The sequence below is a fragment of the uncultured Streptococcus sp. genome (assembly GCF_963521255.1).
Classification (GTDB): domain Bacteria; phylum Bacillota; class Bacilli; order Lactobacillales; family Streptococcaceae; genus Streptococcus.
Genome location: NZ_CAUQTU010000007.1, coordinates 63,338 through 85,677, shown reverse-complemented (window position 1 = coordinate 85,677; position 22,340 = coordinate 63,338). Strand labels below are relative to the sequence as shown.

Genomic DNA, 22,340 nt, shown 5'->3' with positions numbered 1-22,340 from the left:
TCAGAAAATATGACATCATTTTATTTATTTTCTTTCTTGAATTGCTACTATGAAGTGCTATAATAATAGTACATAATAGAAGAAAAGAGAACGGAGATATGAAGAACAAAAGAATTTTTAAAGACTTCCAAGCTTCTCAAATGCGGTTCAACCTCTACACAAGCCCCTTGTTAGCCTTTGTTTTTGTCTTTATAGGAGAGTTTGTGGCTTATACTTTGTATGGTATTAGTTTGTTAGCTCTCATCGGACTGGCTAGAAATTTTGGTGAGGGTGGTCAAGCTTTTGCTACCTTCTTACAAACCTTGCAGCAGAGCTTGATGGATAAAACAAGTGATTTTCGTTTAATTTTAGAATTGCTGGCCTTTGGTTTCGTTCTCAACACTGTGTTCAGATGGACTAGAAAAGTTGAGAAAAGACCTATTCGAACTTTAGGATTTTATAAAGAAAATTTCCTCAGCAGTCTTCTGAAAGGATTTGGCTTAGGTTTGGCAGTTTTTCTTCTGACCTTGTTAGGTTTAGTAGCCTTGGGGCAATATCGTTTGGAATCTATTCACTTGAATCCTTATTCGCTTGCCTTTGTTGTATTTACTATCCCATTTTGGATTTTACAGGGGACAGCAGAAGAAGTGGTGGCCCGTGCTTGGCTCCTTCCTCAATTGGCCTCAAGAACTAATCTAAAACTTGCTGTTCTTATATCTAGCCTGTTCTTTACCCTGCTTCATATGGGCAATTCGGGTCTCACACCTCTATCTCTAGTGAATCTCTTTTTATTCGGAGTTGCCATGGCTCTTTACCTTCTCAAAACTGATACAGTTTGGGGTGTTGCAGGTATTCATGGAGCCTGGAATTTTGCTCAGGGAAATCTATTTGGGATTTTAGTTAGTGGTCAGCCGTCAGGAACGTCTCTGATGACCTTTTTACCACAAGGCGATCAAGGCTGGCTGTCAGGTGGTTCTTTTGGGATTGAAGGTTCTGTCATGACAAGTCTGGTCTTGCTACTGCTGATTGTCTATCTCGCTTATCAATTAAAGAAAGAAAATGAAAGGATGTGACTTCGGTCCGTCCTTTTCTTCGTGAAAATGTTACAAGTATGCTAAAATAGAAATAGCACATGGAGAGAGGATTCTTATGATCAATCGCATTACAGATAATCAATTTAAACTAGTATCAAAATATCAACCTTCAGGAGATCAACCTCAAGCTATCGAGCAGTTGGTTGATAATATCGAGGGGGGAGAAAAAGCTCAGATTCTGATGGGGGCGACTGGTACAGGGAAGACCTATACCATGAGTCAGGTTATTTCCAAAGTCAATAAACCTACTCTGGTCATTGCCCACAATAAAACTCTAGCAGGCCAGCTCTATGGAGAGTTTAAGGAATTTTTCCCTGAAAATGCAGTTGAGTACTTCGTATCCTACTATGATTATTACCAACCAGAGGCCTATGTACCTTCTAGTGATACCTATATTGAGAAAGACAGTTCTGTTAATGACGAGATTGACAAGCTCCGTCACTCAGCCACCTCAGCTCTTCTGGAGCGTAATGATGTTATTGTCGTGGCCTCAGTCTCTTGTATCTATGGTTTGGGTTCGCCCAAGGAATACTCTGATAGTGTTGTTAGTCTCCGTCCAGGTCTTGAAATTTCTCGTGATAGACTCTTGAATGACTTAGTTGATATCCAGTTTGAACGTAATGATATTGATTTCCAACGGGGAAGATTTCGTGTGCGTGGGGATGTAGTGGAGATTTTCCCAGCTTCCCGTGATGAACACGCTTTTCGAGTAGAATTTTTTGGAGACGAAATTGACCGTATCCGTGAGGTTGAGGCTTTGACAGGTCAGGTATTGGGAGAAGTGGATCATTTGGCGATTTTCCCTGCGACTCACTTTGTGACCAATGATGACCACATGGAAGTTGCCATTGCTAAGATTCAAGCAGAATTAGAAGAGCAACTAGCTATCTTTGAGAAGGAAGGTAAATTACTTGAAGCCCAACGTTTGAAACAGCGGACAGAGTATGATATCGAAATGTTGCGTGAGATGGGCTATACCAACGGGGTTGAGAACTATTCACGTCACATGGATGGACGGAGTGAAGGAGAGCCTCCTTATACGCTGCTCGACTTCTTCCCAGATGATTTCTTGATTATGATTGATGAGAGTCACATGACTATGGGACAAATAAAAGGTATGTATAATGGAGACCGTTCGCGTAAAGAAATGCTGGTTAATTATGGTTTCCGCTTGCCATCAGCCTTGGACAATCGTCCTCTCCGTCGTGAAGAGTTTGAGAGTCATGTTCATCAGATTGTTTACGTTTCAGCGACACCAGGTGACTATGAAAATGAACAGACCGAGACAGTGATTGAGCAAATCATTCGTCCGACAGGTCTTTTGGATCCTGAGGTGGAAGTCCGTCCGACTATGGGACAGATTGATGACCTCCTAGGTGAAATCAATGCTCGTGTTGAAAAGAACGAACGAACCTTTATTACAACCTTGACCAAGAAAATGGCCGAAGATTTGACTGACTACTTCAAAGAAATGGGCATCAAGGTCAAGTATATGCACTCAGATATCAAGACTTTGGAACGGACGGAGATCATCCGTGACCTGCGCTTGGGTGTCTTTGATGTCTTGGTCGGAATCAATCTGCTCCGTGAAGGTATTGATGTTCCTGAGGTAAGTTTGGTTGCCATTCTCGATGCTGACAAGGAAGGCTTCCTTCGTAACGAACGTGGACTCATCCAGACCATTGGTCGTGCTGCCCGTAATAGCGAAGGGCATGTCATCATGTATGCGGACACGGTTACCCAGTCTATGCAACGTGCTATCGATGAAACGGCCCGCCGTCGGAAAATCCAGATGGCCTATAATGAAGAACATGGTATCGTGCCTCAGACAATCAAGAAAGAAATTCGTGACCTGATTGCCGTGACCAAGGCAGTTGCTAAGGAAGAGGACAAGGAAGTCGACATCAATAGCCTCAACAAACAAGAACGCAAAGAACTTGTTAAGAAACTCGAAAAACAAATGCAAGAAGCCGTCGAAGTGCTTGACTTTGAATTGGCGGCTCAGATTCGAGATATGATGCTGGAAGTCAAGGCGTTGGATTGAGGGATAAATATGATCGATTTAAGAAAACTAATAGAAGAAGATTTGGTGCCTTTGTGGGAAATTGCTTATTCACAATCTAATCCAATTTGGAAGCAGTATGACGCTCCCTATTATGATGATTATCAGTATTTTTCAAATTTTAAAGAATTCGAACTACAAAAATCAGAATCCATTTTAAGCAACTCAAATCGCCTTGGTATTTTTGTTGATGATAAACTAGTTGGGACTGTTTCACGTTATTGGGTATGTAAACAAACAAGATGGATGGAATTGGGAATTGGTATTTATGATAAAAAATTCTGGAACACTGGTATTGGGAAAATTGCTATGTTGCAGTGGATAGATAGGACGTTTCAGGATTACTTGGAGTTGGAGCATCTGGGTTTGACAACTTGGTCAGGAAATCTTGGTATGATGAAACTTGCTGAAAAATTAAAAATGAAAAAAGAAGCTCATATTCCAAAAGTTCGTTATTATCAAGGTAAATATTTTGATAGTATTAAATATGGTATTTTGAGAGAAGACTGGGAGAAAATCAATGACGGTTATTATCAAATCAATGGAAACTCCTGAAGAGATAGAAGGTAAATCCTTCGTTCACTGGCAAACGTGGAGAGAGGCTTATGACGACCTTTTGCCTGCAGAATTTCAGGAGACGATGACATTAGAAAGATGTCGATTCTTTAGTCAAAAGTATCCAGAAAATACATTGATTGCGATGGATGGTGTGAAGGTAGTTGGTTTTATCAGTTATGGCAACTTTCGTGATGAGACTATTCAAGCTGGTGAAATTATTGCTTTATATGTTTTAAAAGACTATTATGGAAAAGGTATCGCACAAAAGTTAGTGAAAGCAGCTTTGACTGATCTTGATCATTTTTCTGAAATTTTCTTATGGGTATTGAAAGATAATAAGCGCGCCATTGCTTTCTATCAAAAAATGGGTTTTACTTTTGATGGCCAAGAAAAGATACTTGAACTTGGAAAGCTTATAAAGGAAAAACGAATGGTATTTTATTCTAAATAATTTTAAAAAGTAGAAGCTAATGGTACTGGTACCAAGTCTAAAAATTTAATAAATTAGAAAGTGAGTAAATGTATGTCTCGAGCACAATTAACGATTTTAACAAATATTTGTCTGATTGAAGACCTCGAAACTCAGCGAGTGGTGATGCAGTATCGTGCTCCTGAAACCAATCGCTGGTCTGGTTATGCCTTTCCAGGAGGCCATGTAGAAAATGGCGAGTCTTTCGCAGAGTCTGTCATTCGTGAAATATATGAAGAAACAGGGTTGACTATCCAAAATCCTCAACTTGTCGGCATTAAAAATTGGCCACTAGATACAGGTGGGCGCTATATTGTCGTTTGTTACAAGGCAACTAAGTTCTCTGGTACCCTTCGCTCTTCAGATGAAGGAGAAGTTTCTTGGGTGCAAAAAGACCAGATTCCACACTTGGATCTGGCCTATGATATGCTACCTTTGATGGAGATGATGGAAGCTCCGGACAAATCTGAATTTTTCTACCCTCGCCGTACAGACGACGATTGGGAAAAGAAAATTTTCTAGTCTTTTACTAAATAACCGAGCTGATCCAAGGCCTCCTCGATATAGTGGAGGTCTTGTTGTGTTTCGGCTTCAACTAGGTGGTAATGAATGCCATCTGTCAATTCAGATAAAGGTTTAAAATCAGAATGCTCGACTTGTTCTAGAAAATGTTGAACGTCTCGGCGGCAAGACAGTTTAAGCAAGGTTTCAATTTCTCCATAAACGGGATGGTCAATCAAGGTATTTTTAACACGCCCACCATTATCAACGATAGCAAGGAGTTCTTGACCAATCTCTTCAACTTCATGTTTCACCTTGAAAAGTTTATGGACATAAGGATTGGTATCAATTTGCTTATAGACGTAGCCACGATTAGTGGATAGGATAGGAGCGCCATCGGCTCTCAAAATTGCAATGTCCTGCACAATGACCTGACGTGTGACATGAAAATGTTCAGCCAAACTTTGGCCATTAAGGGCTTTAGGAGCTTCTTTCAAGAGTTGGAGCAGAGCTTGTTTGCGATCTTTTGTCATAGTTCTTCCTTTTAACGGCGTTTTCGAAGCACTTTATAGACAGCTAGTGCTAATGTATAGTCTACCATACTATGTATAATTGTACCAAATCCAACTAGCATAAATAGAACATAAAACATATTTTCTACATTGGTACCAGAAGTGGCGTAAAAAAGGACACAGGCTAATACTTCAGCAAGGGCATGGATAAGCGCTAAAACAAAGTTAAAAATCCAGGAAGATTTTGGTTTATCAAGGGTTTCGGGGAATTTTTGTAGGTAAAGAGCTCCTAGAGTCCCAAAAAAGATATGGGAAAAAGCTCGAAATACGATAACCATAGGATAGCCAGCCATCAAAAATCCAAAACTAGAGGCTATGATGACAAAAATTGCCATCAAGGGTGATAAGAACATAGCAATAAAAATAGCGATGTGGCTCCCCAAAGTGTAAGAAGCAGGAGGAATGACGATCTTGAAAGGCATAACAATTGGAATCAAAATTGCAATAGCCGTTAAGAGGGCAGTCATTGTCATAAATTGTGTCTTTTTCCGTGTGTTCATAAGAATCTCCTTTTTTACTGTATATACACTAGTATAGTACTATAAACAAGACAATAAAGCAAGGATTTACTTGGGTTTATAGGTCATTTTTTAGTTGAAAGTTAGTAAAGAGTTCACTAAAAAGAAACTGTATAGAGCAAAATCTCCACCTTCAGGTTTGAAAGTGGAGATTGTTTTTATTTTTTCAAAGTCTGTAGTCTTGGAACAATGGCTAAGGTTAGAACTGCGGAAATAACTAATTCGGCAATCGAATTTGTTGAGATAACAGTTGCTAGGAGTTTTTGGATATTACCATCAAAAACATTTCCAAAAAGGTAAAAAATTCCACCAAGTACAAAGACTGTGTTGGTAAGTGAACCAAGGGCACCAGCTAAAATCAGACCAGTTTTATTTTTCATTAGTTTATAGACTAGATAAGGAGTTAAACCAATCAAAATACGTGGGACGATAGCTATGATAGCTGAGTAGATGTTCCCGTTTGGTACGAATGGAGAGAAGAGGTAGCTTGTCGGTAGAATTGTAATCGTATTAACAGTTAAGCTAAGTAGCCCCATCAAAAATCCAAGTGTAACCCCAACGCGTGGACCGTAAATAATGCTGGCAATAATGACAGGAATATGAACGATGGTCGGTTTGATTGGGAATGGAAAAAGGTTAAAGATAAGTGAGCTTAGAAAATGAATCACGAGCATGGTTGCAAAAAAGATAGCAATAGGTGCAATATTAGAGCGTTTTTTCATCGAGAGTTTCCTTTATTCTTTCTAAAATAATTGTGAGGTCAGCTAAGGCTCCTCGTCCGTGGTCTCCACAAGCTAGTAGGGATTCCTTAGGAGCAATCAGCTGATAGCCGTAGGCTTCTAATGTTTTCAGATTAGTCTGAGTTGCTGGATGGTCATACATTTTTGTATTCATAGCAGGAGCTATTAGTTTAGGAATATGACTGGGCAATGCTAGAGCCGTACAAGTTACCATGTTGTCCGCAAAACCGTGGGCTAGTTTTGCAATAGTGTTAGCTGTTGCAGGGGCCACGATAAATAAATCCGTTTCTTTACCAAGTTCGATATGATTTACTTGATCGGGATGGGGTTCCTTCATGACATCTAAGTGGACAGAATTCTGAGAGAGTACCTGCAGTGTCAAAGGTTGAATAAACTCTGTAGCAGCCTGGGTCATTAAGACAGTGACTTGATGACCTTGTTTTTTAAGCGAACTAACTAAATCTGCCGACTTGTAAGAGGCGATTGAGCCTGTTACAGCTAAGAGAATGTTTGCCATAGCTTTCCTTTCTATGAATGATAGGCTTGAATTTTTTCAAGGAGGAGTTCTGCAATTTCTTCTTTAGTCTGGACTGTTTGAAGCTGATTTTTTTCAACAAAGATAGCTCTGTGCTGCTTCGCTGAGATTTGAGTCAGATCATTTGCGATAATCAAGTCTGCTTGGTTCTTGATAAGACTTTTTCGGGCAATGTCAACTAGATAATCTTCGCTAACATTAACCAGCAGTTTGAAGCCAATCAGATGAATAGTAGGATTCCATTCCTTGACTAGAGAGATGATTTTGGGAGTCTTTTTTAGGAACAAAACCTGAACCTCATCAGTTGAAGAAATCTTAGCTTGATGATTCTGCTTGTTTAAAAATTCTTCTAGATTGGAGCTAGCCTGAACTTCCTCAAACCCTGTCATATAGACAGGAGTGTAATCAGAAACAGCCATTGAGTGAATCAAGACCTGATAATCCTGAACACGTTCTTGCATTTCTAGTAGAAGGTCCTTGGTATTGTTAATTTCTCGAATATTTAGGTTGGGATGGGCTTCTGGCTTCAAAGCTCGTTTTGTTGTTATCAAACAAACTTCATGCCCTGCAGCAAGCAAGGTTTCAGTGATGATTTTGCCCAAGCGACCTGTAGAATGGTTAGTGATAGAGCGGACGCTATCGATAGATTCACTGGTACCGCCCGATGTAACTAAAATTTTCATAGCACTATTGTACACAAAAATAAACGGTAAGTAAAATGAAAGCGATAAAAATTTGGTAAAAGGAAAGAATATAGTTTCAAACTATAAAGCCATATAAAATTTAAGAAAGGACTATAAAAACCTTAAAAATAGGGATATTTACGAACGTTTAGAGAGTTTTAGGATGTTAAAAATCTTGTTTTGTGTTATAATGAATTATCATATAAGAGGTTAGAGGAGTTTTGAATGAAAACAGATATTGAAATCGCACAGAGTATTGAGTTGAAGCCCATTGTTGATGTTGTAGAGAAGCTTGGAATTTCTTACGACGATTTGGAGTTGTATGGAAAGTACAAGGCTAAGCTTAGCTTTGATAAAATTCGTGCAGTTGAGAGCAATCCAGTTGGGAAATTGATTTTGGTTACTGCCATCAACCCAACACCTGCAGGTGAAGGAAAATCAACTATTACCATTGGTCTTGCGGATGCCTTGAACAAGATTGGCAAGAAAACCATGATTGCTATTCGCGAACCATCTCTTGGTCCAGTAATGGGAATTAAGGGTGGTGCTGCTGGTGGTGGGTACGCCCAAGTTCTGCCAATGGAAGATATTAATCTCCACTTCACTGGAGACATGCATGCCATTACAACTGCTAACAACGCTCTTTCTGCCTTGATTGACAACCACTTGCACCAAGGGAATGAGCTGGGAATTGACCAACGCCGTATTCTCTGGAAACGTGTAGTGGACTTGAACGACCGCGCTCTTCGTCACGTGACGGTTGGACTTGGTGGCCCTCTAAATGGTATTCCACGTGAGGATGGTTTTGACATTACCGTCGCTTCTGAAATCATGGCCATTCTTTGCTTGGCAACAGACATCGAGGACTTGAAACGCCGTTTGGCTAATATCGTTATCGGTTATCGCTATGACCGTACACCTGTTTCTGTAGGTGATTTGCAGGTTGAAGGTGCCTTAGCTTTGATTTTGAAGGATGCGATTAAGCCGAACCTGGTTCAGACAATTTACGGAACACCTGCCTTTGTACACGGTGGTCCATTTGCCAATATTGCTCACGGATGTAACTCTGTCTTGGCAACTACAACAGCCCTTCACTTGGCTGATTACACAGTTACAGAAGCTGGTTTTGGTGCAGACCTTGGTGCCGAGAAATTCCTTGATATTAAGACACCAAACTTACCAACATCTCCAGATGCAGTAGTTATTGTTGCAACCCTTCGTGCCCTTAAGATGAATGGTGGTGTGGCTAAAGACGCTTTGACAGAAGAAAATGTAGAAGCAGTTAGAGTAGGTTTTGCCAACTTGAAACGCCACGTTGAAAATATTCGTAAGTTCGGTATTCCAGCAGTTGTTGCTATCAACGAATTTGTATCTGATACAGAAGCTGAAATTGCAGCTTTGAAAGAACTTTGTGCCTCAATCGATGTACCAGTTGAGTTGGCAAGTGTCTGGGCTGATGGTGCAGAAGGTGGAGTAACTCTTGCTGAAACGGTTGTCAAGACCATCGCTGAAAACCCAGCTAACTACAAACGTTTGTATGATAATGACCTTTCTGTCCAAGAAAAGATTGAAAAGATTGTTACTGAAATTTACCGTGGTAGCAAAGTGAACTTTGAGAAGAAGGCCCAAACACAAATTGCTCAAATCGTTCAAAACGGTTGGGACAAATTACCAATCTGTATGGCTAAGACCCAGTATAGCTTCTCAGACAATCCGAATGCACTTGGAGCACCTGAAAACTTTGAAATTACCATTCGTGAATTGGTACCAAAATTAGGTGCAGGCTTTATCGTTGCCTTAACTGGTGATGTCATGACCATGCCAGGACTTCCAAAACGACCTGCTGCTCTTAATATGGATGTTGAAAGTGACGGAACTGTCCTAGGCTTGTTCTAGTATAATGCAATTGACTTTAAATGAGTTTGGAAATAATATCCAAGCTCATTTTTTATCTAGATATAAGAAGTTGCTTTCTACACGTAACCAGTCTAGGTAAAGATATTTTACCTGAATTCTGATATAATAGAAATATTGACTTCAAGAGTAAGGAAGAGAAGATGAACGCATTATTAAATGGAATGAATGACCGTCAGGCTGAGGCGGTGCAAACGACAGAAGGTCCCTTGTTGATCATGGCAGGGGCTGGTTCTGGGAAGACCCGAGTTTTGACCCACCGTATCGCTTATTTGATTGATGAAAAGCTGGTCAATCCTTGGAATATCTTGGCCATTACCTTTACTAATAAGGCTGCGCGTGAGATGAAAGAGCGTGCTTATAAGCTTAATCCAGCCACTCAGGACTGTCTGATTGCGACCTTCCACTCCATGTGTGTGCGTATTCTGCGTCGCGATGCGGACCATATTGGCTACAACCGTAATTTTACAATTGTCGATCCTGGTGAACAGCGAACGCTCATGAAACGCATTCTCAAACAGTTGAACTTGGATCCTAAAAAATGGAATGAACGAAGCATCTTAGGAACCATTTCCAATGCTAAGAATGATTTGATTGATGATGTGGCCTATGCTGCTCAAGCTGGTGATATGTATACGCAAATCGTGGCCCAGTGTTATTCAGCCTATCAGAAAGAGCTTCGTCAGTCTGAGTCTGTTGATTTCGATGATTTGATTATGCTGACCCTGCGTCTCTTTGATCAAAATCCTGATGTCTTGACCTACTACCAGCAGAAATTTCAGTACATCCATGTTGATGAGTACCAAGATACCAACCACGCTCAGTACCAATTGGTAAAACTCTTGGCTTCCCGTTTTAAAAATATCTGTGTGGTTGGGGATGCAGACCAGTCTATCTACGGTTGGCGAGGTGCTGATATGCAGAATATTTTGGACTTCGAAAAGGATTATCCCCAAGCCAAGGTTGTTTTGTTGGAGGAGAATTATCGCTCCACTAAAACCATTCTCCAAGCGGCTAATGAGGTTATCAAAAACAATAAAAATCGCCGTCCTAAGAATCTCTGGACTCAAAACGCTGATGGGGAACAAATCGTTTACTATCGTGCCAATGATGAGCTAGATGAGGCTGTATTTGTAGCCAGAACTATCGATGAACTTGGTCGGAGTCAAAACTTCCTTCACAAGGATTTTGCAGTTCTTTATCGTACTAATGCGCAGTCCCGTACTATTGAGGAAGCCTTGCTCAAGTCAAATATTCCTTATACCATGGTTGGCGGAACCAAGTTCTACAGCCGTAAGGAAATCCGAGATATTATAGCTTACCTCAATCTTATTGCCAATTTGAGTGACAATATTAGTTTTGAGCGTATTATCAACGAGCCTAAACGTGGAATTGGGCCAGGTACAGTTGAGAAAATCCGTGATTTTGCCAATATGCAAGACATGTCCATGCTAGATGCTTCTGCAAACATCATGTTGTCTGGTATCAAGGGTAAAGCAGCCCAGTCTATCTGGGATTTTGCCAATATGATTCTAGATTTACGAGAGCAGTTGGATCAATTAACCATCACAGAGTTACTTGAGTCCGTACTAGAAAAAACAGGTTATGTCGATATTCTTAATGCCCAAGCAACTCTAGAAAGCAAGGCTCGGGTTGAAAATATCGAAGAGTTCCTTTCTGTGACGAAAAACTTTGATGACACCTCTGATGGGCCAGAAGAAGAAACTGGTCTGGACAAACTGAGTCGTTTCTTAAATGATTTAGCCTTGATTGCGGACACAGATTCAGGTAGTCAGGAGACATCAGAAGTGACCCTTATGACCCTACACGCTGCCAAAGGTCTCGAGTTTCCAGTTGTCTTTTTGATTGGGATGGAAGAAAATGTCTTCCCGCTTAGTCGTGCAGCTGAAGATCCAGATGAATTAGAAGAAGAACGCCGTCTGGCCTATGTAGGAATTACGCGTGCAGAGAAAATTCTCTATCTGACAAATGCCAACTCGCGCCTGCTTTTTGGTCGTACCAACTACAACCGTCCGACCCGATTTATTAACGAAATCAGTTCAGACTTACTTGAGTATCAAGGTCTGGCCCGTCCAGCAAATACAAGCTTTAAGGCATCTTATAGCAGTGGTGGTCTTGCCTTTGGTCAAGGTATGAGTTTGGCGCAGGCCCTCCAAGACCGTAAACGCGGTGTGGCACCAAAAACTATTCAGTCAAGCGGTCTTCCATTTGGTCAATTTACAGCTGGCACAAAATCAGCCTCTAGCGAGACAAATTGGTCTATTGGTGATATTGCCCTCCACAAGAAATGGGGAGAGGGAACTGTTCTGGAAGTTTCAGGTAACGGAGCTACTCAGGAATTAAAAATCAATTTCCCAGAAGTAGGTTTGAAAAAACTTTTAGCCAGTGTGGCTCCAATTGAGAAAAAAATCTAATTTTCCATCCTTCTCACGAATAATAAAGTGAGGAGGATTTTTATGTATAGTATTTCATTCCAAGAAGATTCACTATTGCCAAGAGAAAGACTGGCCAAGGAGGGAGTAGAACCTCTCAGTAATCAAGAGTTGTTAGCTATTTTACTTAGGACAGGAACACGTCAAGCTAGTGTTTTTGAAATTGCCCAGAAAGTTTTGAACAACCTTTCAAGCCTAACGGATTTGAAAAAAATGACCCTGCAGGAATTGCAGAGTCTGTCTGGTATCGGTCGTGTTAAGGCTATAGAGTTGCAAGCTATGATTGAACTGGGCCATCGTATTCATAAACATGAGACCCTTGAAATGGAAAGTATTCTCAGCAGTCAAAAGTTGGCCAAGAAGATGCAGCAGGAGTTGGGTCATAAAAAACAAGAGCACCTGGTGGCGCTCTATCTCAATACTCAAAATCAAATCATCCATCAACAGACCATTTTTATCGGTTCTGCAACTCGTAGTATCGCTGAACCGCGAGAGATTCTTCACTATGCCATCAAGCATATGGCGACCTCTCTCATCTTGGTTCACAATCATCCTTCAGGAGCAGTATCGCCTAGCCGAAATGATGATCATGTCACTAAACTTGTCAAAGAAGCCTGTGACCTGATGGGGATTGTCCTCTTGGACCATTTGATTGTCTCACATTCTAGTTACTTTAGTTACCGTGAAAAGACAGATTTAATTTAAAGTTCATTTACGACATAGTCAAAGAGGTTTTTATCTTTGGGACGATTTTCAAATAGAAATTCTGGGTGCCATTGGACACCGAGAAAGGCAACATCATCCGTACTCATGACAGCTTCAATGATACCATCTTTAGGATCATGAGCCGCAATCTTTAAGTTAGGTGCTAAATCCTTGATGCTCTGGTGGTGGAAGGAGTTGATATGGGAAATTTCTCCATAGATTTCTCGAAGAACTGTATCAGGTTCTGTCACCAAGCGTTGAGTTGTGTACTCAGCAGAACAATCTTGCCAGTGGTCTTCTATATCTTGATACAGAGTTCCACCCATGGCAACGTTAAAGAGTTGAGTCCCACGACAGACGGAGAAAATAGGCTTTTTCTGGTTAATAGCTTCCTTGATAAGAGCCAGTTCGAAGATATCTCTTTGAAGGTGGTAGTCATCGCTATCAATGGTTTTCGGTTCACCATAGAATTTTGGATCGACATTTTGCCCACCTGTCAAGATGAGCTTGTCAATCAAACTAATATAGTGGATAGCCATTTCTTGATCACCAATCGGTAGGATGATGGGAATCCCTCCAGCGTCTTTAACTCCTTCAACAAAGCCTTTTGCTGCGTAGCTCATCATGATGTCATCATCTGGATGAGTTTTTTCGTTTCCTGTAATCCCAATAACTGGTTTTTTCATAAAATGATGTTCGCTTTCTAATCCTCTTTTCGCATGAAATAGAGGAGAGTTTGGAGTTCACTTGTCAAATCGACATATTGAACGACCACGTCTTTTGGTAAATGCAGATGGACTGGCGAAAAACTGAGAATTCCTTTCACGCCAGCATCCACCAAGAGATTAGCGACCTCTTGTGACTTGACGCTGGGAACGGTCAGGATAGCAGTCTTGACATCAGCATCCTTGATTTTATCCTTGATTTGAGAAATTCCGTAAATGGGAATCCCGTCAGGAGTTTGGGTACCGACTTCAGGATGGTCATCTAGGTCAAAGGCCATGATAATCTTCATCTTGTTACGCTCGTGGAAGCGGTAGTGGAGAAGGGCATGGCCCATATTTCCAATACCAACTAGCATGACATTGGTAATAGAGTTATCATTGAGCAAATCGGCAAAAAATGTCATCAGTTTTTTGACATCATAGCCAAAACCACGCCGACCAAGTTCACCAAAATAGGAAAAATCACGACGTACGGTCGCTGAATCAATACCGATAGCCTCTGCAATTTGTTTAGAGTTGGCACGTTCAATCTTTTCTGAGTGAAATCTCTTAAAAATTCGATAGTAGAGAGAGAGTCTTTTCGCTGTAGCTTTTGGAATAGCAGACTGTTTATCTTTCACAAAATCACAACCTTTCTATTCTTCTATTTTATAGAAACATTGTGAAAAAATCAACAAAAATAAGAAAAAACTAAGAAAAATCTTAGTTTTGATGTAAAAATTCTGTATCTGATAGAAAACGGTAGAGGTCTCCAACCAATCCTTGGTAAACTTCCTGCCCCTCAAACGTCAAAGAAGTCACATAAAGTGTATCTGGTAGGGTCACACATCCTGACAAAGCCAGCATGAGAGCTTCATAATCCTCATACTTGAGTGTACGCTCTACATGATAGATGTCCTTATAGGTCAGTTCAAACATCTTGGATTTATCTTTCTGATTTTGTAAAGACACCACGCTCTACTAAACTATCCATGAGGAAATAGAATTTTTCCTGATGAATGTGGTGGTCTTCTGATTTAAAAATATCAACTAGACGTAGCCCAAACTTGTCAGTGATATTGATTTTAGCACCTGTAAGTTCCTTGTTAATGATGATTTTGAGTTGGAATCCCTCACCGCTGTTTGGCACTTTTTCCAAAAGGCGAGTCAGTTCATAGTTACCAACCTTTGTCTCAAAAAAAGTGTTGTCTTTGAGGGTGAATTTCTTAACAGAAGGACTAAGAGTGTAGTCGTAACGACAATTTTTTAACTGAATGGTTTTTTCAAATGCCATATGGCTAACCTCCGATAATTTCTTTTAAGGTTTTTGCGAGGGTTTGTAGTTCTTCAACAGTATTTTCTGAAGAGAGACTGATACGAACAGATTCCTTCAAGCGTTCTGAATTTGCTCCGTACATAGCTTCAAGAACATGGCTGGATTGGACAATACCTGCCGTACATGCTGAGCCAGTAGAGATAGAAATTCCAGCTAAATCTAGACGAAGGAGCAAGAGGTCATTTTTCTGACCAGGAAATCCAATATTGACAACATAAGGGAGATGGTGTTCGCCTCTATTCAGGTAATACTGAACTCCCTCTAGCTCTGCCAGAAAGGCAGTTTCTAGATTTTGTACATGTTGAAAATTGTCTTCTTGCTTTTCTAGGTCTTCTTTTAGGGCTGCAAGCATGCCTACGATGGCAGCTAGATTTTCAGTCCCTGCACGTTTTTTCTGTTCTTGGTCTCCGCCATGTAGATAGGAATCAAAATCCATGCTAGATGCGTAGAGAAAGCCGATTCCCTTAGGACCATGAAATTTATGGGCCGAAGCAGTGAGAAAATCAATGCCCAATTCTTCGGGTTGAATTGGTATTTTACCAATAGCCTGAACTGCATCGACATGATAGGCAGCAGGGTGTTGCTTGAGTATTTGGCCAATTTCAGCAATAGGCAGTAGGTTTCCAGTTTCATTATTGGCAAACATGGTAGAAACCAAAATCGTATCGTCACGTAAAGCCTTTTGAATTTGTTGGGCTGTGATTTCTTGATTTTCTGGCTGGATAATGGTTACTTCAAAACCAAAGTGTTGAACCAAGTAATCAATGGTTTCAAGGACAGCATGGTGCTCAATAGCAGTTGTGATGATATGTTTTCCTTGCTCTTGGTGACGAAGGCAGTAGCCAATGATAGCAGTATTGTTGCCTTCTGTTCCACCAGAAGTGAAAAAGATATGTTGAGGTTTTGTTCCCAGTAACTGAGCTAGTTCCTGACGGGCTTCTCGCAAGAGTTTACCAGCTTGACGACCATGACCATGAATACTAGAAGGATTTCCATAGGTTTCTTGCATAACCTCGGTCATAGCTGAAATAGCAACTGCTGACATGGGAGTCGTTGCAGCATTGTCCAAATAAATCAAAGAATCACCTTATTTCTTTTTGTTGTAGGCAAAGAGTGGGCTGACTGGTTTTCTTTCGTGGATACGGACGATGGCATCACCAATTAATTCACTAGCAGTGATGTAGCATACGTTTTTAGGAGTTTTTTCTTTTGTTGCTACTGAATCAGTCACAAGAATTTCTTTAATCTTAGTATTGTTAAGAAGTTCAGCAGCACCTTCTACAAAGAGACCGTGGCTAGAAACAGCATAAATTTCTGTAGCCCCTTCATGTTCAACGATTTTGGCTGCTTCAGAGAAGGTACGTCCTGTATTTAAAATGTCATCAATCAAGATGGCTTTTTTACCTTCAACATCACCGATAATATAGCCTTCGTTGCGAGTTGCATCGTCTTGAGGGTAGTCGATAATGGCGATAGGAGCATCAAGATATTCAGCCAGGCTACGAGCACGTTTTACCCCTGAATTTTTAGGGCTAACGACAACAACATCTGAACCTCTTAATCCTTTATCACAGTAGTGTTTAGCAAAGAGAGGAACAGTGTAAAGGTTATCTACAGGAATATCAAAGAAACCTTGTACTTGAACTGCATGTAGGTCGAGGGTAAGGACACGATCTACACCAGCTTTAACCAGCATGTTAGCAACTAGTTTAGCTGTTAGTGGTTCTCTAGATGATGCAATTCTATCTTGGCGTGCATAGCCAAAATACGGAAGGACAACGTTGATACTGTGGGCACTTGCACGCACACAAGCATCAACCATGATTAACAATTCCATTAGGTGGTTGTTAACAGGGAAACTTGTAGATTGGATGATGTAAACATCGTAACCACGGACACTCTCTTCGATATTAACTTGGATCTCTCCATCAGAAAATTGACGTGATGATAGTTTTCCAAGTGGAATACCAACAGCATTCGAAATTTTTTGAGCAATCTCTTGGTTAGAGTTGAGTGCGAAAAGTTTCATATTTTTTCTATCTGACATTATAGACCGTCCTCTGTAAACTTTATAAATCCTAGTTATATCTGTCTTACCTATATGAACTGGGATTTTTGTATTTTTATCTTTTATATTTTACCAAAAAATAGAGATTATTTCAGCTATTTTTCATGCTTTTGACAAATCGGACCAATTTTGAGGGAGCTTTTTGATAAGCAATCTGATTTTCCTCTAAAAATTGCTGGAAATCCTGTTTGCCTTGCTCGTGATTTTCCACTTCAAGTTCCAATTCGTAATCTATAATATCAAAATACTGACTCTCATCTAGTGCCATGAGGCCAATAGCTGTTTTCATTTCATAGCGAAGCGTTGTTAGACAACCAAGTACTTGCCATTTTTTACTTTGGATACCATGTTTAGCCAATTCTTCGAGCACCAGCCCTTGAGGAAGCTCTTCCTTGCTCAGATAATCTTCAGCATCTTTTAGTTGTAATTTTTGGTTGTATTCCATGTTTCCAATACTTTGTGGGACTTTGAGTGTCAATTCTGCCCAATCTTCAAAGATTCGAATGCGCATAGCAACTTTCTTTTCTCGTAGTTCAAAATCAAGAGTGTCGATGTAGTAATTTTTTTGAAGGACAGGAGTGACACCTGTGAACTGGTCTTTTAGACGATTGTATTCATCTTTTTTCAATAGTGTTTTCAATTCAATTTCTAAATGTTTCATTTTTCTTACCTTTTCTTTATCTATGAAAGCGGATTATATGATATAATAGCATTGTATTTATTGTATATGAATCTAGAGAAAAAATCAAAGATATTTTTGAAGGATAATATGAGAACAAGGGAGAATATATGACCTTAGAATGGGAAGAATTTCTAGATCCTTACATTCAAGCTGTTGGTGAGTTAAAGATTAAACTACGTGGTATTCGTAAGCAATATCGCAAGCAAAATAAGCATTCTCCGATTGAGTTTGTGACTGGTCGAGTCAAGCCAATTGAAAGTATCAAGGAAAAAATGGCTCGACGTGGTATTACTTATGCGACCTTGGAACACGATTTACAGGATATTGCTGGTTTGCGTGTGATGGTCCAGTTTGTAGATGATGTCCAAGAAGTTGTGGAGATTTTGCGCAAACGTCAGGATATGCGGATCATACAGGAGCGAGATTACATTACTCATCGAAAGGCTTCAGGCTACCGTTCCTATCATGTGGTAGTAGAATACATGGTTGACACCATCAATGGAGCCAAGACCATTTTAGCAGAAATTCAAATTCGTACTTTGGCCATGAATTTCTGGGCAACGATAGAACATTCTCTCAACTACAAGTACCAAGGGGATTTCCCAGAGGAAATTAAGAAGCGACTGGAAATTACTGCCAAAATTGCCCATCAGTTGGATGAAGAAATGGGTAAAATTCGAGATGATATCCAGGAAGCCCAGGCTCTTTTTGATCCTTTGAGTAGAAAATTAAATGACGGTGTAGGAAACAGTGACGATACAGATGAAGAATACAGGTAAACGAATTGACCTGATAGCAAATAGAAAACCACAGAGTCAAAGGGTTTTGTATGAATTGCGAGATCGTTTGAAGAGAAATCAATTTATACTCAATGATACCAATCCAGATATCGTTATTTCCATTGGTGGGGATGGCATGCTTTTGTCGGCCTTTCATAAGTACGAAAATCAGCTTGACAAGGTCCGCTTCGTTGGTGTTCACACTGGACATTTGGGCTTCTATACGGACTACCGTGATTTTGAGTTGGACAAGCTAGTGACTAATTTGCAGCTAGATACAGGAGCAAGAGTCTCTTACCCTGTTCTGAATGTGAAGGTCTTTCTTGGAAATGGTGAAGTGAAGATTTTTAGAGCACTAAATGAAGCTAGTATCCGAAGGTCGGATCGAACCATGGTAGCAGATATTGTAATCAATGGTGTCCCCTTTGAACGTTTTCGTGGAGACGGGCTAACAGTTTCGACACCGACTGGTAGTACAGCTTATAACAAATCTCTTGGTGGAGCTGTTTTACACCCTACCATTGAAGCTCTGCAGTTGACAGAAATTGCCAGCCTTAACAATCGTGTTTATCGTACGCTGGGTTCATCTATTATTGTGCCTAAGAAGGATAAGATTGAACTCATCCCAACGAGAAACGATTACCATACTATTTCGGTTGACAATAGCGTTTATTCTTTCCGTAATATTGAGCGTATCGAGTATCAAATCGACCATCATAAGATTCACTTCGTCGCGTCGCCGAGCCATACCAGTTTCTGGAATCGTGTTAAGGATGCATTTATCGGCGAGGTGGATGAATGAGGTTTGAATTTATCGCAGATGAGCATGTCAAAGTTAAAACCTTCTTAAAAAAGCACGAGGTTTCTAAGGGGCTACTGGCTAAGATTAAGTTTCGAGGCGGAGCTATTCTGGTCAATGACCAACCTCAAAATGCGACGTATCTATTGGATATTGGAGACAAAGTTATTATTGATATTCCTGCTGAGGAAGGCTTTGAAACTCTAGAAGCTATCGAGCGTCCACTGGATATTCTCTATGAGGATGACCATTTTCTAGTCTTGAACAAACCCTATGGAGTGGCTTCTATTCCTAGTGTCAACCACTCCAATACCATTGCCAATTTTATCAAGGGTTACTATGTCAAGCAAAACTATGAAAATCAGCAGGTTCACATTGTGACCAGGCTTGATAGAGATACTTCTGGCTTGATGCTCTTTGCCAAGCACGGCTATGCCCATGCACGATTAGACAAGCAGTTGCAGAAAAAGTCTATTGAAAAACGCTATTTTGCTTTGGTTAAAGGTGATGGATACTTGGAGCCAGAGGGGGAAATTATTGCTCCGATTGCGCGTGATGAAGACTCTATTATCACCAGACGGGTGGCTAAAGGTGGAAAGTATGCCCATACTTCTTACAAGATTGTAGCTTCTTATGGGAATATTCACTTGGTCGATATTCGCCTGCACACTGGACGAACCCACCAAATCAGAGTCCATTTTTCTCATATTGGTTTTCCTTTGTTGGGAGATGATTTGTATGGCGGTAGTCTGGACGATGGAATTCAACGTCAGGCTCTGCATTGCCATTCCTTAAATTTTTATCATCCATTTTTAGAGCAAGACTTGCAGTTAGAAAGTCCCTTGCCGGATGATTTTAGCAACCTTATTACCCAGTTATCAACTAATACTCTATAAAAACTGATTCAGAGTATAATTATTATTTTAAAGGAGAAAACTCATGGAAGTTTTTGAAAGTCTCAAAGCCAACTTGGTTGGTAAAAATGCTCGTATCGTTCTCCCTGAAGGGGAAGAACCTCGTATTCTTCAAGCGACTAAACGTCTGGTAAAAGAAACAGAAGTGATTCCTGTTTTGCTAGGAAATCCTGAAAAAATTAAAATTTATCTTGAAATCGAAGGTATCGAAGATGGTTATGAAGTCATTGATCCTCAACACTACGATAAATTTGAAGAAATGGTTGCTGCTTTGGTGGAGCGTCGCAAGGGCAAAATGTCTGAAGAAGATGCACGCAAGGTTTTAGTTGAAGATGTCAACTACTTTGGTGTTATGTTAGTTTACTTGGGTTTGGTTGATGGAATGGTATCAGGTGCGATTCACTCAACAGCTTCAACAGTACGTCCAGCTCTGCAAATCATTAAAACACGTCCAAATGTATCTCGGACTTCAGGAGCCTTTCTTATGGTTCGTGGATCCGAACGTTATCTATTTGGAGACTGTGCCATTAACATCAATCCAGATGCAGAAGCCTTGGCTGAAATTGCCATCAACTCAGCAATCACAGCTAAGATGTTTGGAATCGAGCCTAAAATTGCTATGCTAAGCTATTCTACTAAAGGTTCAGGATTTGGAGAAAGCGTTGATAAGGTTGTTGAAGCAACTAAAATTGCTCACGACTTGCGCCCTGATCTTGAAATCGATGGTGAGTTGCAATTTGATGCGGCCTTTGTTCCAGAAACTGCAGCTCTGAAAGCTCCTGGAAGTACGGTAGCTGGTCAAGCAAATGTCTTCATCTTCCCAGGTATCGAGGCAGGAAATATCGGCTACAAGATGGCTGAACGTCTTGGTGGTTTTGCGGCTGTTGGTCCTGTTTTGCAAGGTTTGAACAAGCCAGTTAACGACCTTTCTCGTGGATGTAATGCAGATGATGTCTACAAGTTGACCCTTATCACAGCAGCTCAAGCAGTTCATCAATAAGATTTAGTCCTCTTTCCTTTGGGAAGAGGCTTTTTAATACTAGGAAAAGGACAGTTAGAATCTTCTGTGTTATACTAGAGATATGTTAGATTTGAAAGAATATGGTATCGTCATGTGGCCGGAGGAGAAGATCATTTCTTTCCGTGAGAAACTTCTCACTTGGTATGATGAAAACAAAAGAGATTTACCCTGGCGTAGAAGTAAAAATCCTTATCATATCTGGGTCTCTGAAATTATGCTCCAGCAGACTAGGGTGGATACAGTTATTCCTTACTACGAACGATTCTTGGACTGGTTTCCAACAGTGGAAAGTTTGGCAACTGCCCCTGAAGAGCGTTTGTTGAAGGCTTGGGAAGGTTTGGGTTATTATTCTCGAGTACGCAATATGCAGGCTGCAGCCCAGCAGATTATGGCTGATTTTGGTGGTCAATTTCCAAATACTTATGAAGGAATTTCCAGTTTGAAAGGAATTGGTCCTTACACAGCAGGAGCTATTTCCAGTATTGCTTTTAACTTGCCTGAGCCAGCTGTAGATGGTAATGTCATGCGTGTTTTGGCACGTCTATTTGAAGTCAACCACGATATTGGGATTCCAAGTAATCGTAAAATTTTTCAGGCAATGATGGAAATCTTGATTGACCCAGAACGACCAGGTGACTTTAATCAAGCCTTGATGGACTTAGGATCTGATATTGAGGCGCCTGTAAATCCCAGACCAGAAGAAAGCCCAGTTAAGGACTTTAGTGAGGCATATCAGAATGGTACAATGGACCGTTATCCAATTAAGGCGCCTAAGAAAAAACCTATCCCAATTTATCTTAAAGCCTTGGTTGTGAAAAATACTCAGGGACAATTTTTACTTGAAAAAAATGAAAGCGAAAAGCTATTGGCAGGTTTTTGGCATTTCCCCTTGATAGAAGTTGATAACTTTTCGCAAGAAGAGCAGTTTGACCTCTTTCATCAGGTTGCAGAAGAAAATGTTAACTTTGGTCCCAGTCCAGAGGAGAGTTTTCAGCAGGACTATGACCTGGATGTTGATTGGCTTGATGTTTATTTTGAAATGGTTAAGCATGTCTTTAGTCATCGCAAGTGGCATGTTCAAATTGTAGCCGGTCAGGTGAGTGACTTCCATGACTTTTCAGATAGGGAAGTTCGCTGGCTTTCACCAGAAGAGTTTAAGGATGTTCCACTTGCTAAACCCCAACAAAAAATCTGGCAGGCTTATGCAAAAGCCAAGTTAGACAGTAGCAAAGACTAGCTATTATGTTTTCTTGT

Annotated in this window: 25 protein-coding genes; 13 read left to right on the top strand and 12 right to left on the bottom strand. The window is 40.5% G+C overall.

Annotated elements, in window-relative coordinates:
• The first annotated feature begins 98 nt into the window (after positions 1-98).
• The 5 genes from RWP09_RS06560 (at position 99) to RWP09_RS06540 (ending at position 4,684) form a co-directional block, all read left to right on the top strand.
• A complete protein-coding gene (locus tag RWP09_RS06560; RefSeq protein ID WP_314435587.1) occupies positions 99-1,052 on the top strand; it encodes a CPBP family intramembrane glutamic endopeptidase in 954 nt (317 codons plus the stop codon).
• A gap of 76 nt (positions 1,053-1,128) precedes the next feature.
• A complete protein-coding gene (uvrB, locus tag RWP09_RS06555) occupies positions 1,129-3,117 on the top strand; it encodes an excinuclease ABC subunit UvrB (RefSeq protein ID WP_314435583.1) in 1,989 nt (662 codons plus the stop codon).
• 9 nt (positions 3,118-3,126) lie between these two features.
• Positions 3,127-3,690 (top strand): GNAT family protein, encoded by a 564-nt coding sequence (locus RWP09_RS06550; RefSeq protein ID WP_314435580.1) that lies wholly within the window; start codon positions 3,127-3,129, stop codon positions 3,688-3,690.
• A complete protein-coding gene (locus tag RWP09_RS06545) occupies positions 3,656-4,144 on the top strand; it encodes a GNAT family N-acetyltransferase (protein ID WP_314435577.1) in 489 nt (162 codons plus the stop codon). The genes RWP09_RS06550 and RWP09_RS06545 overlap by 35 nt, the downstream gene beginning before the upstream one ends.
• 72 nt (positions 4,145-4,216) lie before the next feature.
• Positions 4,217-4,684, top strand: coding sequence for an 8-oxo-dGTP diphosphatase (locus RWP09_RS06540; protein ID WP_314435575.1), 468 nt, complete (start codon positions 4,217-4,219; stop codon positions 4,682-4,684).
• Here the strand turns inward: RWP09_RS06540 and RWP09_RS06535 are convergent.
• The 5 genes from RWP09_RS06535 to coaB all read right to left on the bottom strand — a co-directional run bounded on the left by RWP09_RS06535 (position 4,681) and on the right by coaB (position 7,711).
• Positions 4,681-5,196, bottom strand: a complete 516-nt coding sequence (locus tag RWP09_RS06535; protein ID WP_314435572.1) for a transcription repressor NadR — start codon at positions 5,194-5,196, stop codon at positions 4,681-4,683. The genes RWP09_RS06540 and RWP09_RS06535 overlap by 4 nt on opposite strands.
• 11 nt (positions 5,197-5,207) lie before the next feature.
• Positions 5,208-5,735: a hypothetical protein gene (locus tag RWP09_RS06530; RefSeq protein ID WP_314435569.1), complete on the bottom strand. Its 528-nt coding sequence runs from the start codon at positions 5,733-5,735 to the stop codon at positions 5,208-5,210.
• A 176-nt stretch (positions 5,736-5,911) separates the two neighbouring features.
• Positions 5,912-6,475 (bottom strand): ECF transporter S component, encoded by a 564-nt coding sequence (locus RWP09_RS06525; protein WP_000747412.1) that lies wholly within the window; start codon positions 6,473-6,475, stop codon positions 5,912-5,914.
• Positions 6,459-7,010 (bottom strand): phosphopantothenoylcysteine decarboxylase, encoded by a 552-nt coding sequence (gene coaC / locus RWP09_RS06520; protein WP_314435566.1) that lies wholly within the window; start codon positions 7,008-7,010, stop codon positions 6,459-6,461. Before coaC ends, RWP09_RS06525 begins: the two co-directional genes overlap by 17 nt.
• A gap of 11 nt (positions 7,011-7,021) precedes the next feature.
• Positions 7,022-7,711, bottom strand: a complete 690-nt coding sequence (gene coaB, locus RWP09_RS06515; RefSeq protein WP_314435563.1) for a phosphopantothenate--cysteine ligase — start codon at positions 7,709-7,711, stop codon at positions 7,022-7,024.
• 225 nt (positions 7,712-7,936) lie between these two features.
• Between coaB and RWP09_RS06510 the strand changes: the two genes are divergently transcribed.
• The 3 genes from RWP09_RS06510 (at position 7,937) to radC (ending at position 12,783) form a co-directional block, all read left to right on the top strand.
• The gene (locus RWP09_RS06510) at positions 7,937-9,607 is read left to right on the top strand and encodes a formate--tetrahydrofolate ligase (protein ID WP_314435560.1); all 1,671 of its coding nucleotides are present in this window, start codon (positions 7,937-7,939) and stop codon (positions 9,605-9,607) included.
• Positions 9,608-9,768: 161 nt separating this feature from the next.
• The gene (pcrA, locus tag RWP09_RS06505) at positions 9,769-12,060 is read left to right on the top strand and encodes a DNA helicase PcrA (protein WP_314435557.1); all 2,292 of its coding nucleotides are present in this window, start codon (positions 9,769-9,771) and stop codon (positions 12,058-12,060) included.
• A 42-nt stretch (positions 12,061-12,102) separates the two neighbouring features.
• Positions 12,103-12,783: a DNA repair protein RadC gene (radC, locus tag RWP09_RS06500; RefSeq protein ID WP_314435554.1), complete on the top strand. Its 681-nt coding sequence runs from the start codon at positions 12,103-12,105 to the stop codon at positions 12,781-12,783.
• Here the strand turns inward: radC and RWP09_RS06495 are convergent.
• From RWP09_RS06495 to RWP09_RS06465, 7 genes are all read right to left on the bottom strand, one after another.
• Entirely contained in the window at positions 12,780-13,469 is a 690-nt protein-coding gene (locus RWP09_RS06495; RefSeq protein ID WP_314435551.1) for a gamma-glutamyl-gamma-aminobutyrate hydrolase family protein, read from the bottom strand. The genes radC and RWP09_RS06495 overlap by 4 nt on opposite strands.
• Positions 13,470-13,486: 17 nt before the next feature.
• Entirely contained in the window at positions 13,487-14,128 is a 642-nt protein-coding gene (locus tag RWP09_RS06490; RefSeq protein WP_000653421.1) for a redox-sensing transcriptional repressor Rex, read from the bottom strand.
• Between the two features lie 82 nt (positions 14,129-14,210).
• Positions 14,211-14,426: a DUF4649 family protein gene (locus RWP09_RS06485; protein ID WP_314435634.1), complete on the bottom strand. Its 216-nt coding sequence runs from the start codon at positions 14,424-14,426 to the stop codon at positions 14,211-14,213.
• A gap of 7 nt (positions 14,427-14,433) precedes the next feature.
• The gene (locus RWP09_RS06480) at positions 14,434-14,781 is read right to left on the bottom strand and encodes a DUF1831 domain-containing protein (protein WP_000863540.1); all 348 of its coding nucleotides are present in this window, start codon (positions 14,779-14,781) and stop codon (positions 14,434-14,436) included.
• 4 nt (positions 14,782-14,785) lie between these two features.
• Positions 14,786-15,901 (bottom strand): cysteine desulfurase family protein, encoded by a 1,116-nt coding sequence (locus tag RWP09_RS06475; RefSeq protein ID WP_314435545.1) that lies wholly within the window; start codon positions 15,899-15,901, stop codon positions 14,786-14,788.
• Between the two features lie 9 nt (positions 15,902-15,910).
• Positions 15,911-16,870, bottom strand: coding sequence for a ribose-phosphate diphosphokinase (locus tag RWP09_RS06470; RefSeq protein WP_314435542.1), 960 nt, complete (start codon positions 16,868-16,870; stop codon positions 15,911-15,913).
• 112 nt (positions 16,871-16,982) lie between these two features.
• Positions 16,983-17,552, bottom strand: a complete 570-nt coding sequence (locus RWP09_RS06465) for a CYTH domain-containing protein (protein ID WP_314435538.1) — start codon at positions 17,550-17,552, stop codon at positions 16,983-16,985.
• Between the two features lie 128 nt (positions 17,553-17,680).
• Between RWP09_RS06465 and RWP09_RS06460 the strand changes: the two genes are divergently transcribed.
• From RWP09_RS06460 to mutY, 5 genes are all read left to right on the top strand, one after another.
• Positions 17,681-18,352: a GTP pyrophosphokinase family protein gene (locus RWP09_RS06460; RefSeq protein ID WP_314435535.1), complete on the top strand. Its 672-nt coding sequence runs from the start codon at positions 17,681-17,683 to the stop codon at positions 18,350-18,352.
• Positions 18,336-19,154 carry an NAD kinase gene (locus tag RWP09_RS06455; RefSeq protein WP_314435532.1) on the top strand — a complete coding sequence of 273 codons (819 nt, stop codon included), beginning with the start codon at positions 18,336-18,338 and terminating at the stop codon, positions 19,152-19,154. The genes RWP09_RS06460 and RWP09_RS06455 overlap by 17 nt, the downstream gene beginning before the upstream one ends.
• On the top strand, positions 19,151-20,047 hold the full coding sequence (locus RWP09_RS06450) for an RluA family pseudouridine synthase (protein WP_314435529.1): 897 nt from the start codon (positions 19,151-19,153) through the stop codon (positions 20,045-20,047). Before RWP09_RS06455 ends, RWP09_RS06450 begins: the two co-directional genes overlap by 4 nt.
• A gap of 43 nt (positions 20,048-20,090) precedes the next feature.
• Positions 20,091-21,065, top strand: a complete 975-nt coding sequence (pta, locus tag RWP09_RS06445; RefSeq protein WP_061424628.1) for a phosphate acetyltransferase — start codon at positions 20,091-20,093, stop codon at positions 21,063-21,065.
• A gap of 82 nt (positions 21,066-21,147) precedes the next feature.
• Positions 21,148-22,323 (top strand): A/G-specific adenine glycosylase, encoded by a 1,176-nt coding sequence (gene mutY, locus RWP09_RS06440; RefSeq protein WP_314435524.1) that lies wholly within the window; start codon positions 21,148-21,150, stop codon positions 22,321-22,323.
• Positions 22,324-22,340 lie beyond the last annotated feature (17 nt).

Coding starts and splice junctions, on each gene's coding strand:
- RWP09_RS06560 (WP_314435587.1), top strand. CDS start 99: ATGAAGAACAAAAGAATTTTTAAAGACTTCCAAGCTTCTCAAATGCGG.
- uvrB (WP_314435583.1), top strand. CDS start 1,129: ATGATCAATCGCATTACAGATAATCAATTTAAACTAGTATCAAAATAT.
- RWP09_RS06550 (WP_314435580.1), top strand. CDS start 3,127: ATGATCGATTTAAGAAAACTAATAGAAGAAGATTTGGTGCCTTTGTGG.
- RWP09_RS06545 (WP_314435577.1), top strand. CDS start 3,656: ATGACGGTTATTATCAAATCAATGGAAACTCCTGAAGAGATAGAAGGT.
- RWP09_RS06540 (WP_314435575.1), top strand. CDS start 4,217: ATGTCTCGAGCACAATTAACGATTTTAACAAATATTTGTCTGATTGAA.
- RWP09_RS06535 (WP_314435572.1), bottom strand. CDS start 5,196: ATGACAAAAGATCGCAAACAAGCTCTGCTCCAACTCTTGAAAGAAGCT.
- RWP09_RS06530 (WP_314435569.1), bottom strand. CDS start 5,735: ATGAACACACGGAAAAAGACACAATTTATGACAATGACTGCCCTCTTA.
- RWP09_RS06525 (WP_000747412.1), bottom strand. CDS start 6,475: ATGAAAAAACGCTCTAATATTGCACCTATTGCTATCTTTTTTGCAACC.
- coaC (WP_314435566.1), bottom strand. CDS start 7,010: ATGGCAAACATTCTCTTAGCTGTAACAGGCTCAATCGCCTCTTACAAG.
- coaB (WP_314435563.1), bottom strand. CDS start 7,711: ATGAAAATTTTAGTTACATCGGGCGGTACCAGTGAATCTATCGATAGC.
- RWP09_RS06510 (WP_314435560.1), top strand. CDS start 7,937: ATGAAAACAGATATTGAAATCGCACAGAGTATTGAGTTGAAGCCCATT.
- pcrA (WP_314435557.1), top strand. CDS start 9,769: ATGAACGCATTATTAAATGGAATGAATGACCGTCAGGCTGAGGCGGTG.
- radC (WP_314435554.1), top strand. CDS start 12,103: ATGTATAGTATTTCATTCCAAGAAGATTCACTATTGCCAAGAGAAAGA.
- RWP09_RS06495 (WP_314435551.1), bottom strand. CDS start 13,469: ATGAAAAAACCAGTTATTGGGATTACAGGAAACGAAAAAACTCATCCA.
- RWP09_RS06485 (WP_314435634.1), bottom strand. CDS start 14,426: ATGTTTGAACTGACCTATAAGGACATCTATCATGTAGAGCGTACACTC.
- RWP09_RS06480 (WP_000863540.1), bottom strand. CDS start 14,781: ATGGCATTTGAAAAAACCATTCAGTTAAAAAATTGTCGTTACGACTAC.
- RWP09_RS06470 (WP_314435542.1), bottom strand. CDS start 16,870: ATGTCAGATAGAAAAAATATGAAACTTTTCGCACTCAACTCTAACCAA.
- RWP09_RS06465 (WP_314435538.1), bottom strand. CDS start 17,552: ATGAAACATTTAGAAATTGAATTGAAAACACTATTGAAAAAAGATGAA.
- RWP09_RS06460 (WP_314435535.1), top strand. CDS start 17,681: ATGACCTTAGAATGGGAAGAATTTCTAGATCCTTACATTCAAGCTGTT.
- RWP09_RS06455 (WP_314435532.1), top strand. CDS start 18,336: ATGAAGAATACAGGTAAACGAATTGACCTGATAGCAAATAGAAAACCA.
- RWP09_RS06450 (WP_314435529.1), top strand. CDS start 19,151: ATGAGGTTTGAATTTATCGCAGATGAGCATGTCAAAGTTAAAACCTTC.
- pta (WP_061424628.1), top strand. CDS start 20,091: ATGGAAGTTTTTGAAAGTCTCAAAGCCAACTTGGTTGGTAAAAATGCT.
- mutY (WP_314435524.1), top strand. CDS start 21,148: ATGTTAGATTTGAAAGAATATGGTATCGTCATGTGGCCGGAGGAGAAG.